The organism is Imperialibacter roseus (assembly GCF_032999765.1).
GTDB lineage: Bacteria > Bacteroidota > Bacteroidia > Cytophagales > Cyclobacteriaceae > Imperialibacter > Imperialibacter roseus.
On the sequence record NZ_CP136051.1, the window covers coordinates 2597336 to 2612890 of the forward strand.

The window sequence follows — 15555 nt, forward strand, 5'->3', positions numbered from 1 at the left end:
GTGTCCAATATTAGGTTTGATACTTCAAACGGTAATACACACATAACATAGCACTTTTTTGCATTATGACAATTGACACAAGTTGAGAAGAATAAAACAATTGAGGAGGTATAAATCCTTCAAATATAGATGACAAATGTTTCCAAAACCTATTCATGGGCATCTTGGCGACTGACTACGAATACCTCAACCTTCCTTATTATATTTGCGGATAATTGTACAATTGTGATATCGAAAACAGTCAGTATTTTGAGCAGCCGACTCAGGCGACGGCTGCTATTACCTTTTACTGCCTGCCTGTAGTTTGATCGGAGATTAGACTTTTTTAAGATATTCAACTAAATTACCAAAGCTGAATAGTAGCCCGAATGTTGTTCTGAGCCAGGCGCACCCATTACACTGTTACATATTTTATGAGACCATTTTACCTGCTTTCGCTTTTCTTGTGGATTTCATTTTTTTTACCGCTAGCGGCGCATGGGCAAGGCAAAAATGAATCTTTTTCGAGCCTTTCAGTAGAGCAGGGACTTTCGTCGGTCACTATTTCTGCCATCCATAAAGACAGCAAAGGCTATTTGTGGGTAGGCACTGAAGACGGCCTCAACCGTTACAATGGCTATGAATTTAAAATTTACAGGAACGATCCATCCGACGAGCACACGCTTCTAACAAATAGAATCCTTTCAATTTTTGAGGATAGTAGCGGCACCCTTTGGGTAAGTACAGCCAAGGGCACATTGCACCGATACAATAGAGAATTAGATACTTTTATCCGGGTTCCTGAATTTAATAACCTGGTGATCAATGACATCAGAGAAGACAGCGAAAGACGGGTATGGTTCGTGGGCACCACAATAAAGTCGCTTAATTTGTCAGACAATAGCTGGACTGACCATACCGGCAATTTTAAGGGCCGCCTGTCTATTATCGGCATTGAGCAAATTCACAAGAGCGACTTTTGGTTGGCGGCGGACACGGCGCTTTACAAATGGAACCGAAAGACAGGCAACCTGAAGGTATATGCTCATGACCCCAAAGATTCCAACTCGCTGGGCTACAATTATTTATACTCTATTGCCAAAGATGATATCGGGAATTTATGGATTGCTACCAGGGGAGGTGGGCTGGACAAGTTCGATGTCAAATCCAGCAAATTCACTCACTACAGAACTTCCGAAAACAGAGAAAATGGTCCTTTGGTAAATGTGGTGAGAACTGTTTGCCCCGATGGTAACTACATTTGGGCGGGTACCGAAAATGGCGGTCTAAGCCGGCTCGACATTCGCACAAACAAGTTTGAGCACCATGTGGCTGACAAAGACCATCCAAAATCAATCAGTGACATCTCCATTAAGGCGCTGTATAAAGATAATGAAGGGAGGCTATGGATCGGTACTTTTTCATTTGGCCTGAGCGTGATTGACCCGTATCAAAACAAGTTTACATCGCTAAAGGCGGCCTATCAGAATACGGTTGTCAACGCATTGTATAAAGACTCAAAAGGACGCTTCTGGATAGGCACCGAAGGCGGTATTATGAAGGTGTACAAAGGCAATACTTCTTACTACCTGAATGATCCTATTGAATCGGGCCAGAATGGAATTCCCGTGCTGACGATTTACGAAGACCGTAATCACAATATTTGGGTTGGGACATGGGCGGAAGGTGTTTTTGTTTTCAATGAAGCCACACAAAGTTTTGACCGGTACGCTACTGTAGGAGGTTCAAGGAAAGATTTAAGTAATCAGAATGTATATGCATTGCATCAGGACAGGCAGAAGGCCAATATTCTGATGGGGACGTACTATGGCCTTAACGTACTTTCCTCGAAGGATAAAAAATCATTTACGCATATTGTGGATTCAACCTGGGCAGAAGACGCTTCCATTAATAACCTGAGAATAATTTTTGAGGATAAACATTCCAATATCTGGGTCGGGACGAACAGCGGCTTAAAGCTGTATAACTCGGAGAAAATGAAAATGGAGCCCGTATTTACAGAGAGTGAAAACTACAGTGAAAATATACTCTCGGTTATTTTTTGTCTGTTCGAGGACAGTAAGGGGCGCCTGTGGACAGGCACAGAATCGGGGCTCTATCACCTGAAAAGCAAAGATACCTTTGAGCGATACACTATTGACAACGGGCTCACCAATCACAACATAAAAGGCATATTGGAGGATAACCAGGGCCACTTGTGGATAAGCACCAGCAATGGAATGAGCGTGTTTGATCCTGAAAATGAAACGTTTAAAAACTACGACGACTCCGACGGTCTGTTGGTCAATGGGTTTAAGGGAAATTCATCTTTCAAAGACGCCGACGGGCTGCTGTATTTCGGAGGCAGCAATGGAATCATCACTTTCAACCCGTCAGAAATTCTGGACAATCCGCATCCGCCTTTGGTGGTGCTGGAAGACTTTAAAGTATTCAATAAGTCGGTCAGGGTAAACAGCGAAGATTCCATCCTTACCAGACACATTAGTGAAACCAAGGAACTGAGTTTGAAAAGTGACTTCAATATTTTCAGTATCGAATACGCAGCACTCAATATGTCGGCCAGTGATAAGAACCAGTATGCCTACCGGTTGATTGGCTTTGACGATAAATGGAATTTTGTGGGCGAAACAAGGTCCACCACTTATACCAACCTTGATCCGGGAACTTATGTTTTTGAAGTAAAGGCGAGCAACAACGATGGCGTTTGGAACGACAACCCAACCCGGTTGGCCATTACGGTGCTTCCCGCCTGGTGGGAAACATCCTGGGCTTACCTGGGGTATATAGCGATTGTGATATCCCTGCTTTACCTGTTTCGCAGAATTACGCTGATCAGGGCTCACTTTATCAATGACTTGCGGCTGGAGAGGCTGAAGCTCGAAAGTGTGGAGCGGCTAAACAAAACCAAGCTGCAATTCTTTACAAACATTTCTCATGAGTTCAGAACGCCTTTAACACTGATTATAGGCCCCATACAGAACCTGATCGACTCCGAGGGCATTGAGAAAGGGGTCAAGGGAAAGCTTCAATCGGTTAACCACAATGTGCTGAGGCTCCACAAGCTGGTCAATCAGCTACTCGACTTTCGCAAAGTGGAGTCGGGGAATATGAAAGTGACGGCCATGGAAAGTAACCTGGTCAGCTTCATTAAGGAGATCAAATATTCTTTCGATACACTGGCCGAGGAAATGAACGCCGATTTTACATTGCAAAGCAGTCACGAGGAAATCATGGTTTGGTTTGACCCGGACCAGATGGAAAAAGTGATTTTCAATCTTCTTTCGAACGCATTTAAAAAAATACCTAAAAAGGGTGTGGTGAGTATCAAACTGGAGCAAACACCCGACAAAGTCTATATTTCTGTTTTCGACAATGGCACGGGAATAAAAAGGGAACACTTAAAGACTATCTTTGAACCATTTTTCAGTTACGAGGAAGGAAGGCACTCCACAGGCACAGGTATAGGACTTTCCCTGAGCAAGAGCCTCATTGAATTGCACCATGGATCTATTGATGTGGAGAGCATTGAAGGGCAGTTTGCACGGTTTACACTGACACTTCCGCTAGGCAATGTTCACTTCAAACCTACAGAGGTAGTTGAAGGAAAAGTAGATATGTCGGTAACCTCGTCCCGTAGTGTTCATTCGCACAGCCTGCCTGCGGTTACCTCAGCAGACCCCATCCTGCATCCAGAAGGCACACCGACAGTTTTAATTGTAGAAGACAACAAGGAAGTGTCAGGCTATATCCAGTCTATTCTGTCGAAAGATTATCAGGTAGTAACAACCTTCAACGGCAAAGAAGGACTTGAGAAGGCCTTGGAGACTAACCCTGACCTTGTTATATCGGATTTGATGATGCCTGTAATGGATGGCATTGCTCTATGCAATGCTCTTCGGCAAACAGAAGCCACCTGTCATATTCCAATTATCTTGTTAACAGCGAGAACTTCTGAGATATATAAGATTGAGGGGCTGGAAACAGGTGCCGACGATTATATCACAAAGCCGTTCAATAGCAAAGTGTTGGCACTCAAGGTGCGTAATCTGCTGGAAGGAAGAAAGAAGCTGATAGAAATGTTCGCTGACAGCAGGACATTGACGCTGGAGCCTAAAAGTATTACCGTAACCTCAAGAGACGAAACATTTATCAACCAGGCACTTAAGAGCGTTGAGTCGAACATATCTAATACCAACTACTCTGTTGACGACCTGTGCAAAGACGTGGGGATGAGCAAAGCCACATTGTTCAGAAAACTAAAGGCTTTGACTGGTCAGTCGGCCAATGAAGTTATACGTACAATCAGGCTCAAGAGGGCCGCACAAGTATTGGCCGAGGGCGACTTCTCGATCTCGGAGGTAGCTTATATGGTTGGTTTCAATGACCCCAAGTACTTCAGAAATTGCTTTAAGAAACTTTTTGGGCAGAGCCCATCGGAGTACGCCGACCATATGAAGGCCGGCCATTCAAACGATATATCGACCTGAACTTCGGTCGGCTTCGCTTAGTTTTTCCCGTAGGTACTCAGGCCTTCTTTGTCTCCAATTGACGATAATATGCGCTGCAGACCAGAAAGGTTTCGCTGTAAAACAATCGCCACATCCTCCTCTTCGATGTGCCCCAGGATACCAATCTGGCCTTTGAAACCAACCTTCGTCAGGTAAGCCATCATCTCACTTTCCCGGTCACCCGAACCTATGGGCAATATCTTGGGACCTTCTTCCCTCATGCCATTCAGGTTTACCGCCCACAAATAGGGGAGAGCCACATCAATAATATCGGTATAGTCGTCAAGTTGCTCGTGGGCGTGGTGGAAGTTGTAGATGATGCCTACGTCCTTGAATCCACTGGCCTTAATTACTTTCACCTGATTAGCTGGCTCTCCAAGCCAGTCGCCATGGTTGTAAAGCGCTACCGTACATCCAACCTCGGCAGCTTTTGCATGAAGATAGTCCAGCATCTCCTTTGATTTTCGAACTTTCGCTTCCTCATCGAGCCCTTCCAAAAAATTGGCGTGAAAGCCAACCCAAAGCTGTGTTTTCAATTTGGTTTCCTTTATGTAGCTAAGCAGCTGTAAGTTGGCGCCGCTAAGCTTTTGGGGGCTATCTGTATTGGCGTCTATCCAAATCCACACCGCATTTATTTTGATGTTGTTCTTTTTTGCCAGCTTCCATTCTTCAACCGAAGTAGCCAAATGTTCTGCTCTCCAGTCGTAAGCATATGATTTGAAGCCGAGTTCCTTCAGCATGGCTATTCTGTCGGCCGGGCTGCGGTGCTTCGCATCGTAGGGCACAATGCACCAGGCAAAAAGGTTGCTTTTGCTGTAAATGCTTTGAGCCCCTGCATGACTAACTATTAGACAGGCAAAGGCAAATATGATAAAAGGTATTTTGATGGTTTTCATGCTTGTGTCAATTGGCTATCTCCAAAGATAGGTGCTGCTGCGACATAAACCTTTTAATAAAGCAAAAGCCCCGTCCAAAATCGTTTGAACGGGGCCGTTGAACCTCGGAGGAAACAGCTATAGCTTATTTCAGCGTGTTAGTGAATCCTTCCAGTTTTTGACTCACCTGAGTGTCGACCATAAAAGAAAGTCTCACTTTGTCCCAGGCCATCGTTACTTTGGCCACCTTGTTGTCTTCAGCGGAAATCGAATAAGCCAATCTCTCCATCGAATCGGCAGCCATTACTGGTGCAGCTTTCACGGCAACCACGTCATCTTTGGCTACTGCCTCTTCGTCAATTTTACCATCTTTCATGTAGGCAAATACTGAATTGCCTTTGCTGTTCAAGTGGATAGTCCACTCGCCGCTCTGCTGTGGAGTGATGAAAAGTGAATATTTTCCTGCTCCTACATTTTTCCCACCGATACTTACACCAGTGCTGAATTCAATCATCGTTGGGCCGTTGGCACCTGCTCTCCAGGTTACACCGTACTTTTCCAGGTCACCAAAAACTTTTCTACCTTTTACTGCTGGCGATGAATAGTCAACGCTAATTTTTGTAAAGCCAACATTCTGCGAAACATAACCTGCCGGGCTAGGCGCAGGAGCTTGAAGCTGAGCCATTGCACGCTGACTCGCTGTAGCGAAAAGGATAACAGCCAATACACCAAAAAATAATTTAACGTTTTTCATTACTTATAAGGGTTTTAGTTAATAACAGATTAATTGAACGAATATACTAGAGTTCTTTGAGCGCTATCATTGCCGTGTTGACAGCATTGTCGGAAGTCCACGCAATAATAAGGTTTTTTCCGTCAGAAGTCAGCTGTGGAAACCCTGTCTTCCTCTCGGTTGAAATCTCTGTGATGTCCCATTCTTCAAGCCGCTGACCATCTATTGTGAAAACGGCTACTTTCAAAACGCCGGTTTCTTCAACTATCTCTATCCAGCTTACTGCCACGTAGTCTTTGTTGATAAGTTTGATATCTGCTCTTCCGGCTGTTGAGTTGTGACTCACCTTGATCGGAATGGAAGGATGCTCTCCCGCATCACCCGACAGCGAAAGCTGCACCCTGGGGTTCTCATCGGCCGCTGTAAACCAAACAACTGCCACCTGCTCATCAATAGCATCCGACTGAGGGCCATTTACCGGGCAGGCCATGATGTCCCAGCCATCCTCACCAAGCACACTGGGCTCTGTCCAACCTTCTTCTGTCCATCGCACCTCGGCTATATCTCTCACCTCGTCATCGGAGCGATCCCGGTAGAAGGTAATCAGGCCGTGGTCACTTAAAACAGAACTTGTCTGGCAGCAGTCGCATACCCGTTGGTCAAGCAGCTCTTCTCCCTCAACATGCCCGTCAACCGCTACATAACCGCCCATAAGGGTCATTTCGTTACTGAGGTCGTGTCCGCCATGTTCGCTGGCAGGTGGATACTTGCGTCCGTCGAGCCAGGAAGCAAACATGCGGCCGCTAGGGAAGGGGACAAGCGAAACGAAGCCATGCTCCCTCGGAAGGGTGTCGCTGTGTAAAGTAACCGGTGCGCTCCATGAAGAACCAAAGTCCTGAGACCGACTGATTTTTACGTGGTAGTTCGTGCCTCCTGTCCAGCTCTTCTCCAGCCAGTGTGCTGCCATTTTGCCATCGCCCCAGGAAATAACAGACGGGAAGTCGGCCCAGTTGACAAACCAGTTGGTGTCTTCAGCCACTTTCACCGGCGCACTCCACTGTTGGTCAGCAAGTGTGGTGAAATGCAAGGCCGCAGAAGAATCGTTATCCACCACATAAGAGAGGATAACCTTGCCAGATGCATCCGTTGACAGAAAAGGCAGCGAAGCTCCACTCAGGTGAGTGGCCTCAAGTTTTTGCACAGGCATCCGCTCTTCGCTGGGCGCTGGTGCGCAGCCTTTTAAAATCAAACCACCAACAATGATGGCTCCAAATAACTCTTTCTTCATAGCTTATTTGTCTCGTTAATTAGCTTAATGCTTTCAGGGCTGTCCCATTCCCGGGCACCGGTTTCTTTGAATACCAGTTTTCCCTGCTCATCGAAAATGAAAGTAGTAGGCAAGGCAAATATTTCCAAAATACCCAAGTTGGCTTCCGTGGCAACGATATTAAAAGAATAGCTATTCTTCTCTCTAAATTTCGATATCCTGTCGAGCTTTTCGTCCGAGGCTGCCAGCATCACTACGTTTTTCGCTGCAAGCAATTCGGTTGCTCTTTCAATAGAAGGCATTTCGGCCAGACAAGGCTTGCACCACGTAGCCCAAAAATTGACGAAAACCCGCTTGCCCGCCAAAGTGGCAACATCCAACTCGCTGCCATCGAGGTTTCGAAGCTTCAGTGTAGCAAGAGAAATGTCTTTCTCAGCCAGCTTTTGTCCGGAGGACGTTGCTGTGCCAGACTTGTTTCCGTCGCTACAGGCAGCCAACATAAAAACCGCACAGACCAATACTATATGAATAATTCTCATCGCTTACTTTTCTGCAGGAGTTTCTTCAACCGCAACGAGGTCCATTTTGCAAACGGGACACTTGCCAGGTTTGTCGCTTGCGCTGCCTTCGCATTTCATAGGACAAATATAGGAAGCGGCTGCCACAGTAGTGTCGGAGGCAGCTGCTTCGTGCTGATGGCCGTCATCATGTGTCGCTGCTTCTTCAGTGGTTTTTGGGTTGCTGTTACATGCACTCAATGCCAAGGCTGCAGCAAAAAGGGAAGTCAATACAATGTTTCTCATAATAGGGATAAAATTAGTTAATAATTATTTTACAGGGGTAATTGTTCTTTCTACAGACCCGCAGGAGAGCATAGCATCTCCATAGTAGGGGTTTCTTATTTCTTTCTCCAGGCTGAGCCAGTCAGCACCTTTGTTGCTGTCGGCCATAGGGCAATGCTGCTGATAGAAGGTCGTGTTCGCTATGCCAAATTGCTCCACTGCCTGAATGAGGGCAGAAGACAGGGGCACGAAGGCTGCTCTCTGAGTTGCCAGCTCGCCGGTGTTGGCAATCACAGCCAAGTTTTCTTCCAACAACTCCAGTGTGCTCATCCAGGCCATATGAACCTGGTGGTCGCTCAAGAGCTTCATGTCAATTTTCGATAACTTTTCTTTTGATGCTCCCGCCAGTTTTTGAGCCTTTTCGGGGTCGTCGTTGACCAACTCATTCTTTAAACTGATGTAAGCCATGGCGAAATCTGTCAGCTGGTTTCTGAATGCCTCAGGCACACCCGAAGCGGATTGACTCTCGGCTGTTTTCTGAGCAGTGAGCATGACCATGTGGTCATGATCAAAGGCCGCCTTCTTACCATCAGACTGACGATTCATCATGCTGGGCTTTCCTGCCAGCTGTGCGGCTGCGTCGATGCTGAATGTGCCATGGACTGCAATCTCCTCGCCGTTTTCGAGCCCTTCCTTCACTACGTAACTATCGCCAAGGGCAGGCCCAAGCACCACCTCTCTGATGACAAAGCTAACTGACTGGTTGCTGGCTAGTTTTACATATACCACCGACCGCTGACCTGTCCACATCACAGCCGTTTTGGGAACGACTATATTTTCAGCCTTGCCGGGAAGGTTGGCTTCCAGCGTACCCGACACAAACATTTCCGGCTTCAGCTTCGATGCGCTGTTCTTCACTTCCACTCTTGCTTTTGCCACCCTCGTTTGGGCATCAATGATGGGGTCGATAAAAGAGATGGCGCCGCTGAAGGTTTCGCCTGGCAAAGACGCAACGGTAAAAGGTATCTTGTCGCCTTTTTTGACCCAGGTCATATCCGATTCATAGACATCAAAAAGCACCCAAACGCTTGATAAATCGACTATTTCGTAGATCACCTGGCCCTGTGCGACGTGGTCATGCCGGTTCACTAGTTTGTTAATTACATAGCCAGAGTTATCAGCAAGCAACGGAAACGATTCTTTGACGACGCCGCTTTCAAGTATTTCATCAATCTGGCGATTGGTCAGCTTCCAATTTCTAAGCTTTTCTTTGGCTGCCTCCAGCAACTGCGGCTGGGTGGCCTTCATTTTCGATGCCTCCAAAAGCTCTTTTTGCGCATTCACGAGGTCAGGGGAGTACAAAAAGGCGATGGTTTGTCCTTTCCGTACATATTCTCCCGTAAAATTAATGAGTAGCTTTTCGATACGGCCAGGAATATGAGATGATTGCGAAAAAATCAGGCGCTCGTCGGCTTGTACTTTGCCAATGAGCTTCACCGATTTGACTGGCGCCATTGAACCAACCACGGCTGTGCTCACATTGGCAAGCTGCATAGCCACAGGCGACATGCTGATGGCCATTGGATCAATGCCTTCGTCCATGCCACTTTCAAGTGGGATGAGGTCCATTCCGCAAATGGGGCATTGCCCAGGTTCATTTTGACGGATCTGGGGATGCATCGAGCATGTCCATATTGTCTCTTCTGCTGAACCATGCTGATGGTCTTCATTTGCTGATATTTTTGGAGAACCCCCAAAAATCAGCCATCCAATCAATAACCCCATTACCAGGGTAACCAGACCGGTTATTATTGTTTTTTTATCTATTGTCATTTCAATAAACTTTAGCTGTCACATAATACAATTTGGCGAGTGCAGCCTGGTAAGCTGCGGCTGCCTCGACTTTCATTTTCCGATACTGCAGCAATTGTTGCTGCGTGGCCAGCACCTCTTCAAAATCAGCTTCCGAATTGCTGTAGGCTGTGAAGAGGAGCTGCATCATACGGTCAGTTTGAACGGCTTGCGCCTCGTAAAGGCCTATCAACTCCCTTTGTTGAGCAAGCTCAAACCTGGTGACCTCGTAGTCGGTAGCAAGGGCATTGACAGTGGCCTGCTTCTGAAAGGCATAGCTTTCCTGCGTCAGTTGTGCCTCTTTCACAGCCGCCCGGTATTTCTTTCTGAAAACCGGCAGGCTGACAGACACCATGGGCATGATAGCATCCTTGCCATTGTCGGCCGGTGGTGCAGCGCCTGCCGCTAAATCCGTCCTTTCCCCAACGATGATGTAATCGACGCCGACGCCCAGTTTCGGAAGCCCCTGCTTGCGGGCTGCATGTTCAGCCGCCTGGCTCCCTTCAATCTTCAACTCCAGTTCGGCTATCCGAGGGTGGGTGGTGGGCAATAAATCGCCGGCATTTAGAGCATCGTCCACTGCCAGCGAATCGATAACAACTATGTCTTCACCTATATCCCGATTCAAAAGGTTGTTGAAGGTAGTTTTCAGCGACGCCTCTTCCTTGTCAAGAATTGTTAACCTGGTGTTGGCGCTCTGGAGCATGATGTCCACCCGGAGCACATCCACCATCGTGCCGCTGCCACTACTGAATTTTGCTGTCGCTATGGCCTTGTATGATTCCAGAAGCCGGATGTTCTCTGCTTCGATGGTTTTGAAGGCGTTGAGCTCGTAAAGCGGATAGTAAGCAGCCGCCACCTGATAATACAGCCTGTTTCTCTCGTCCAAAAATGCCTGGTACTTCGACTCAGCCATCAAGGCAGCCACATGGCCCTGGGCCTTCAGTGTTCCAAACCAGGGGAACATCTGGGAGAGACTAAAGCGGGCTTTTTGCGGCCCCACCCGGGTTTCGATCATTTGGCCAAAAGCACTGACAGTGAGATTCGGATCCTGCAGGCCACTTGCCTGCGATACCTGCTCGAGGGCTGCTTCAAATGCCTTGTGAGTTGCCTTCAGACCAGGATTGTTCTCTGCTGCCATTTGCTGGTACTCTTCAAGCGTTTGTGCTTGTGTTGCCCCGGCGGTCAAAATCAAGATGATATAGATGATACTTTTCATTTTGCCTCCCTGATTTGTTTTTTGATCACTGTTTCCCTCCAAAATGCCTGCAATACCGGCACCACGAACATGGTCATGATTTGAATCGTCATGCCGCCGAATGTCGGGATGGCCATGGGCACCATGATGTCTGAGCCCTTACCGGTAGACGACAGGACAGGCAGCAGCGCAATAATGGCAACAGCTGCCGTCATCATGGCTGGCCGGACTCGCTTTTTGCCCGCTTCCAGCACCGCTTCACGAACTCCCTGAATGGTCGTTGGTTGCTTTTCCTCAAATACCTGATGGATATAGGTTCCCATGATCACACCGTCGTCGGTGGCAATGCCAAACAGGGCAATGAAGCCCACCCAAACGGCCACACTCAGGTTGATCGTGTGCATTTGGAACAGATCTCTCAGATTGACATCAGCCACGGAGAAGTTCAGGAACCAGTCCTGGCCGTAGAGCCAAAGCATAATGAAGCCGCCTGCGAACGCCACAAACACCCCGGAAAAATGGATCGACGAAGCAATGACCGTTTTGAACTGGAAGTAGAGCAGCAGGAAAATCACCAGCAAGCTAATGGGAATCACGATAGACAGCCGCTTTACAGCCCTCACCTGGTTTTCGTAGCTCCCTGAAAATTTGTAGCTGACACCGGCAGGTATTTTGAGAAGTCCGGCGTCGATCCTTTCCTGAATGGCGGCCTGTGCCTGATTAACCACTTCCACCTCTGCAAAACCATCCCTTTTGTCAAACAGCACATAGCCGACCAGAAACGTCTCTTCGCTCTTGATCATTTGCGGGCCCCTTACATACTCCATCTCCACAAGTTGGCTCAATGGAATCTGAGCGCCGGAAGGAGTGGGGATTAGTATCCGCCCCAATGTTTCGGGGTCGTCCCGCAGCTCTCTTGGATAGCGAACCCGCACCGGGAATCTTTCCCTTCCTTCCAGCGTCGTTGTGATTTTCATGCCGCCGATAGCCGTTTCGATGCTTTGCTGCACGTCTTCCACTGTCAGGCCATAGCGGCCAATCGCCTCCCTGTTGATATTCAGATGGAGGTAGGGCTTGCCTACAATCCTGTCAGCAAAAACAGCCTCTGCTTTTACTGAGGGCACTTCTTTTAAAATACCCTCCAGCTGCATGCCGAACGCCTCGATGGTAGGGAGGTCGGGGCCATAAACTTTGATGCCCATGGGCGCTCGCATGCCTGTTTGCAGCATGATCAGGCGTGTTTCAATCGGCTGAAGCTTGGGGGCGGAGGTGACACCCGGTATTTTGGTCACCTGCACAATTTCGTCCCATATATCGTCGGGTGACTGGATATGAGGGCGCCAGTTCCTGAAGTATTGACCGTCATTGTCGGGAATGAGGTGGCTGTATTTTGTTCCCAGCTGCAGTGCCTCTTCGTTGGATACCGCCTCTCCGGAGGTCAACACAAAATTGCCGTCGTTGTCAGTTTTGAACCTTGACCTATGGCCGTCTTCATCCACTACATACTCTGGCTTGTAGTTGATGATGTTTTCGTACATAGAGATTGGCGCCGGATCAAGTGCTGACTCCGTTCTGCCCATTTTCCCAACCACCATATCTACCTCGGGAATCTGACTCACCATCATGTCGAGCTGGCCAAGCACTCTTCGGTTTTGCTCCACGCCGGCATGAGGCATGGAGGTGGGCATGAGCAGGTAACTACCCTCGTTGAGCGAAGGCATAAATTCTGAACCTATACCCGGGAATTTTTCAGCCAGCACCTTCCATGGCCGGGAGGCTCTCACCTTTTCGCCAGCTACACTGAAAACGGTGTCGAACCCGAGCCAAATCACGACGCCAAGCAAAATGGTAAACGCCGGGAGCAGCATGAACTTGCCCTTATTCACCAGGCACCATTTCAAGATCGGTTCATAAAAATGCACCACCGAAAGTAGTGCAAGCAAAATTGACCCTATCAACACAATGACAAAGAGGTAATTCAGCACGAGGGAGTTTCCCACACCCAGCGGCATCCATTCTTCAGCGAGAAAATAGGTAGCGATGAGCACGGCTAGTGCCAGATTGAGGTAGCTGGTATATCGCCTGATCTGTTGAGGCCATTTGCTTTCCAATATGTTATTGATGCCGGCGACGGTCAGTGCCAATGGCAACCACATCTGAAAATAGACGGCCAGCATAATGCCGGCGGCCACGAAGCTCCAATTCCATACCCGTCTTACTTTCTTCTTGTCGTAGTTGATGCCGAATATGAAATAGGCGAGGGTAGGGAGCACCACAAGGCCAAGTACAAACGAGGCAAGCAGCGCATAGGTCTTTGTAAAGGCAAGTGGCTTGAAAAGTTTTCCTTCAGCTGATTCCATGGCAAACACGGGAACAAAACTCACCACCGTGGTGGCAAGGGCAGTGGTGATGGCCGACGCTACTTCCACCGTGGCTTCATAAATCACCTTCAGCAGTGCTGTCCCGCTGGCGCCATGGTTTTCTGGCATTTCCAGGTGGCGAATGATGTTTTCCACGAAAACAATCCCAACGTCGACCATCACGCCAATAGCAATGGCAATGCCCGACAAGGCCACCACATTGGCATCAACGCCTGAGTACCGCATCACGATGAACGTGGCCAGCACGCCCACGGGCAGCAAACTGGCAATGATAATCGAGGCCCGGAGATTGAGCAGGAGAATGAGCACCACAATCACACTGATGAGTACCTCATGCGACAGGGCTGTTTCAAGTGTGCCGATCGTTTCATGAATGAGCTGGGTACGGTCATAAAATGGCACGATGGTCAGCTGACTTTCCACACCATTGGCCAGCGTCTTTTTGGGAAGGCCCGACGCTATCTCTGTTATTTTGGCTTTTAAATTGTTGATGACTTCCAATGGATTCGAGCCATAACGGGCTACTACCACGCCACCCACCACTTCAGCGCCTCCTTTGTCGAGCACACCACGCCGGGCAGCCGGGCCAAGGCTCACCCGGCCAATGTCGCTGATGCGGATGGGCACGTTGTCCTGCACGGCCACCACAGCCTTCTCAATATCTTCTACCGATTTAATATAGCCGAGCCCTCTTACCAGGTACTCCGCCTGGTTCATTTCAATGGTTTTGGCGCCTACATCCCTGTTCGACTGCCGCACAGCCTGCATCACTGCCATTAAGGGAATGTTGTAGGCTTTCAGCGCATCGGGATTGACGTCAATTTGATACTCTTGCACAAAGCCGCCTATGGAAGCGACTTCTGATACACCTTCGGCAGCGTTGAGCCCATACTTTACATAGAAATCCTGCACGGTACGGATCTCATGCAGGTCCCAGCCTCCCGTGGGATTGCCCTCTTTGTCTCTGCCTTCGAGCGTATACCAAAATACCTGGCCAAGGGCTGTAGCATCGGGCCCCAGCATGGGTTGCACGCCGTCGGGCAACAATCCGGATGGCAGTGAGCTTAGCTTCTCAAGGATTCTGGACCTGGACCAGTAAAACTCGATGTCTTCATTAAAAATGATGTTGACCATCGAAAATCCGAAAACCGAGGAACTTCGGATCGATTTAACGCCCGGTATACCCAGCAGGTAGGTCGTTAGAGGGTATGAAATCTGGTCGTCAATGTCCTGCGGCGACCTGCCCGCCCAGTCAGTGAACACAATTTGTTGGTTTTCTCCAATGTCGGGGATGGCATCCACCGGCACAGGATCTCTGGGGAGAGCGTCTACCTTCCAATTGAATGGCGACGTAACAATGCCCCAACCCACCAGCACTATCAATATAAGGATAGTAACCAGCCTGTTATGTAGAAAAAAACGAATGATTTGATTGAGCATAAAGTAAATTCATTGGTCTGATGCAAATGGAAATTGAAGCATGGGAACATGCTTCGTGCAAAAGACCAACGGCTAAATCAAAAGGGCACCGAAGGAAATATAGGCGGGATACAAAGGCAAAGGTGGCCCTGTATCTGCAGCAAATGATAGTGAATGAGTTGAATATGCTTCGTCGTAGGACAGAAAGTCGGGAAGCTCAATAGCGTAGAGCACAAAAAGGGAGGGAGTTCCAAGCGCCAGTTTTTCAACCTTAACGAAATTTCCATCCAGGCTCTGGTACTCCGTTGTATTTTCACAGCAATCGTTGGGCTCGTCGGCAGCATCCATGCAGCAGTGCTTGGTGGAGTGCCCCAGCTCAACGTTCTTAAGAAAAGGGCCACAATAATGCTTTGACACGACTACCCCTGCAATGGAGAGGAGCCATGTGAAAACAAGCGCTATTTGTAGGGTTCTTTTCAAACTGGGTCAAAAATCGACAAAACAAATAACGAAAGCAAACCCGCCTGGGTTTTATCAGTTG

At 48.2% G+C, this 15555-nt stretch carries 10 protein-coding genes; 1 reads left to right on the forward strand and 9 read right to left on the reverse strand.

Going from position 1 to position 15555, the window contains the following annotated elements; translation table 11 throughout:
* The first annotated feature begins 413 nt into the window (after nucleotides 1-413).
* On the forward strand, nucleotides 414-4487 hold the full coding sequence (locus RT717_RS10800) for a hybrid sensor histidine kinase/response regulator transcription factor (protein ID WP_317491744.1): 4074 nt from the start codon (nucleotides 414-416) through the stop codon (nucleotides 4485-4487).
* Nucleotides 4488-4504: 17 nt separating this feature from the next.
* Here RT717_RS10800 and RT717_RS10805 read toward each other — a convergent pair whose 3' ends face one another.
* The 9 genes from RT717_RS10805 to RT717_RS10845 form a co-directional block, all read right to left on the reverse strand.
* Entirely contained in the window at nucleotides 4505-5404 is a 900-nt protein-coding gene (locus RT717_RS10805) for a sugar phosphate isomerase/epimerase family protein (RefSeq protein ID WP_317491745.1), read from the reverse strand.
* A 124-nt stretch (nucleotides 5405-5528) separates the two neighbouring features.
* Complete coding sequence (locus tag RT717_RS10810; protein ID WP_317491746.1) at nucleotides 5529-6137, reverse strand: DUF2911 domain-containing protein; 609 nt, start codon at nucleotides 6135-6137, stop codon at nucleotides 5529-5531.
* A gap of 46 nt (nucleotides 6138-6183) precedes the next feature.
* Nucleotides 6184-7404 (reverse strand): hypothetical protein, encoded by a 1221-nt coding sequence (locus tag RT717_RS10815; protein ID WP_317491747.1) that lies wholly within the window; start codon nucleotides 7402-7404, stop codon nucleotides 6184-6186.
* A complete protein-coding gene (locus RT717_RS10820) occupies nucleotides 7401-7922 on the reverse strand; it encodes a TlpA family protein disulfide reductase (protein WP_317491748.1) in 522 nt (173 codons plus the stop codon). The genes RT717_RS10815 and RT717_RS10820 overlap by 4 nt, the downstream gene beginning before the upstream one ends.
* 3 nt (nucleotides 7923-7925) lie before the next feature.
* A complete protein-coding gene (locus tag RT717_RS10825; protein WP_317491749.1) occupies nucleotides 7926-8186 on the reverse strand; it encodes a heavy metal-binding domain-containing protein in 261 nt (86 codons plus the stop codon).
* A gap of 24 nt (nucleotides 8187-8210) precedes the next feature.
* Complete coding sequence (locus RT717_RS10830; protein WP_317491750.1) at nucleotides 8211-9998, reverse strand: efflux RND transporter periplasmic adaptor subunit; 1788 nt, start codon at nucleotides 9996-9998, stop codon at nucleotides 8211-8213.
* Between the two features lies 1 nt (nucleotide 9999).
* Nucleotides 10000-11235: a TolC family protein gene (locus RT717_RS10835; protein WP_317491751.1), complete on the reverse strand. Its 1236-nt coding sequence runs from the start codon at nucleotides 11233-11235 to the stop codon at nucleotides 10000-10002.
* Nucleotides 11232-15035, reverse strand: a complete 3804-nt coding sequence (locus RT717_RS10840; protein WP_317491752.1) for an efflux RND transporter permease subunit — start codon at nucleotides 15033-15035, stop codon at nucleotides 11232-11234. The genes RT717_RS10835 and RT717_RS10840 overlap by 4 nt, the downstream gene beginning before the upstream one ends.
* Before the next feature lie 72 nt (nucleotides 15036-15107).
* Entirely contained in the window at nucleotides 15108-15494 is a 387-nt protein-coding gene (locus RT717_RS10845) for an HYC_CC_PP family protein (RefSeq protein ID WP_317491753.1), read from the reverse strand.
* Nucleotides 15495-15555: the final 61 nt, after the last annotated feature.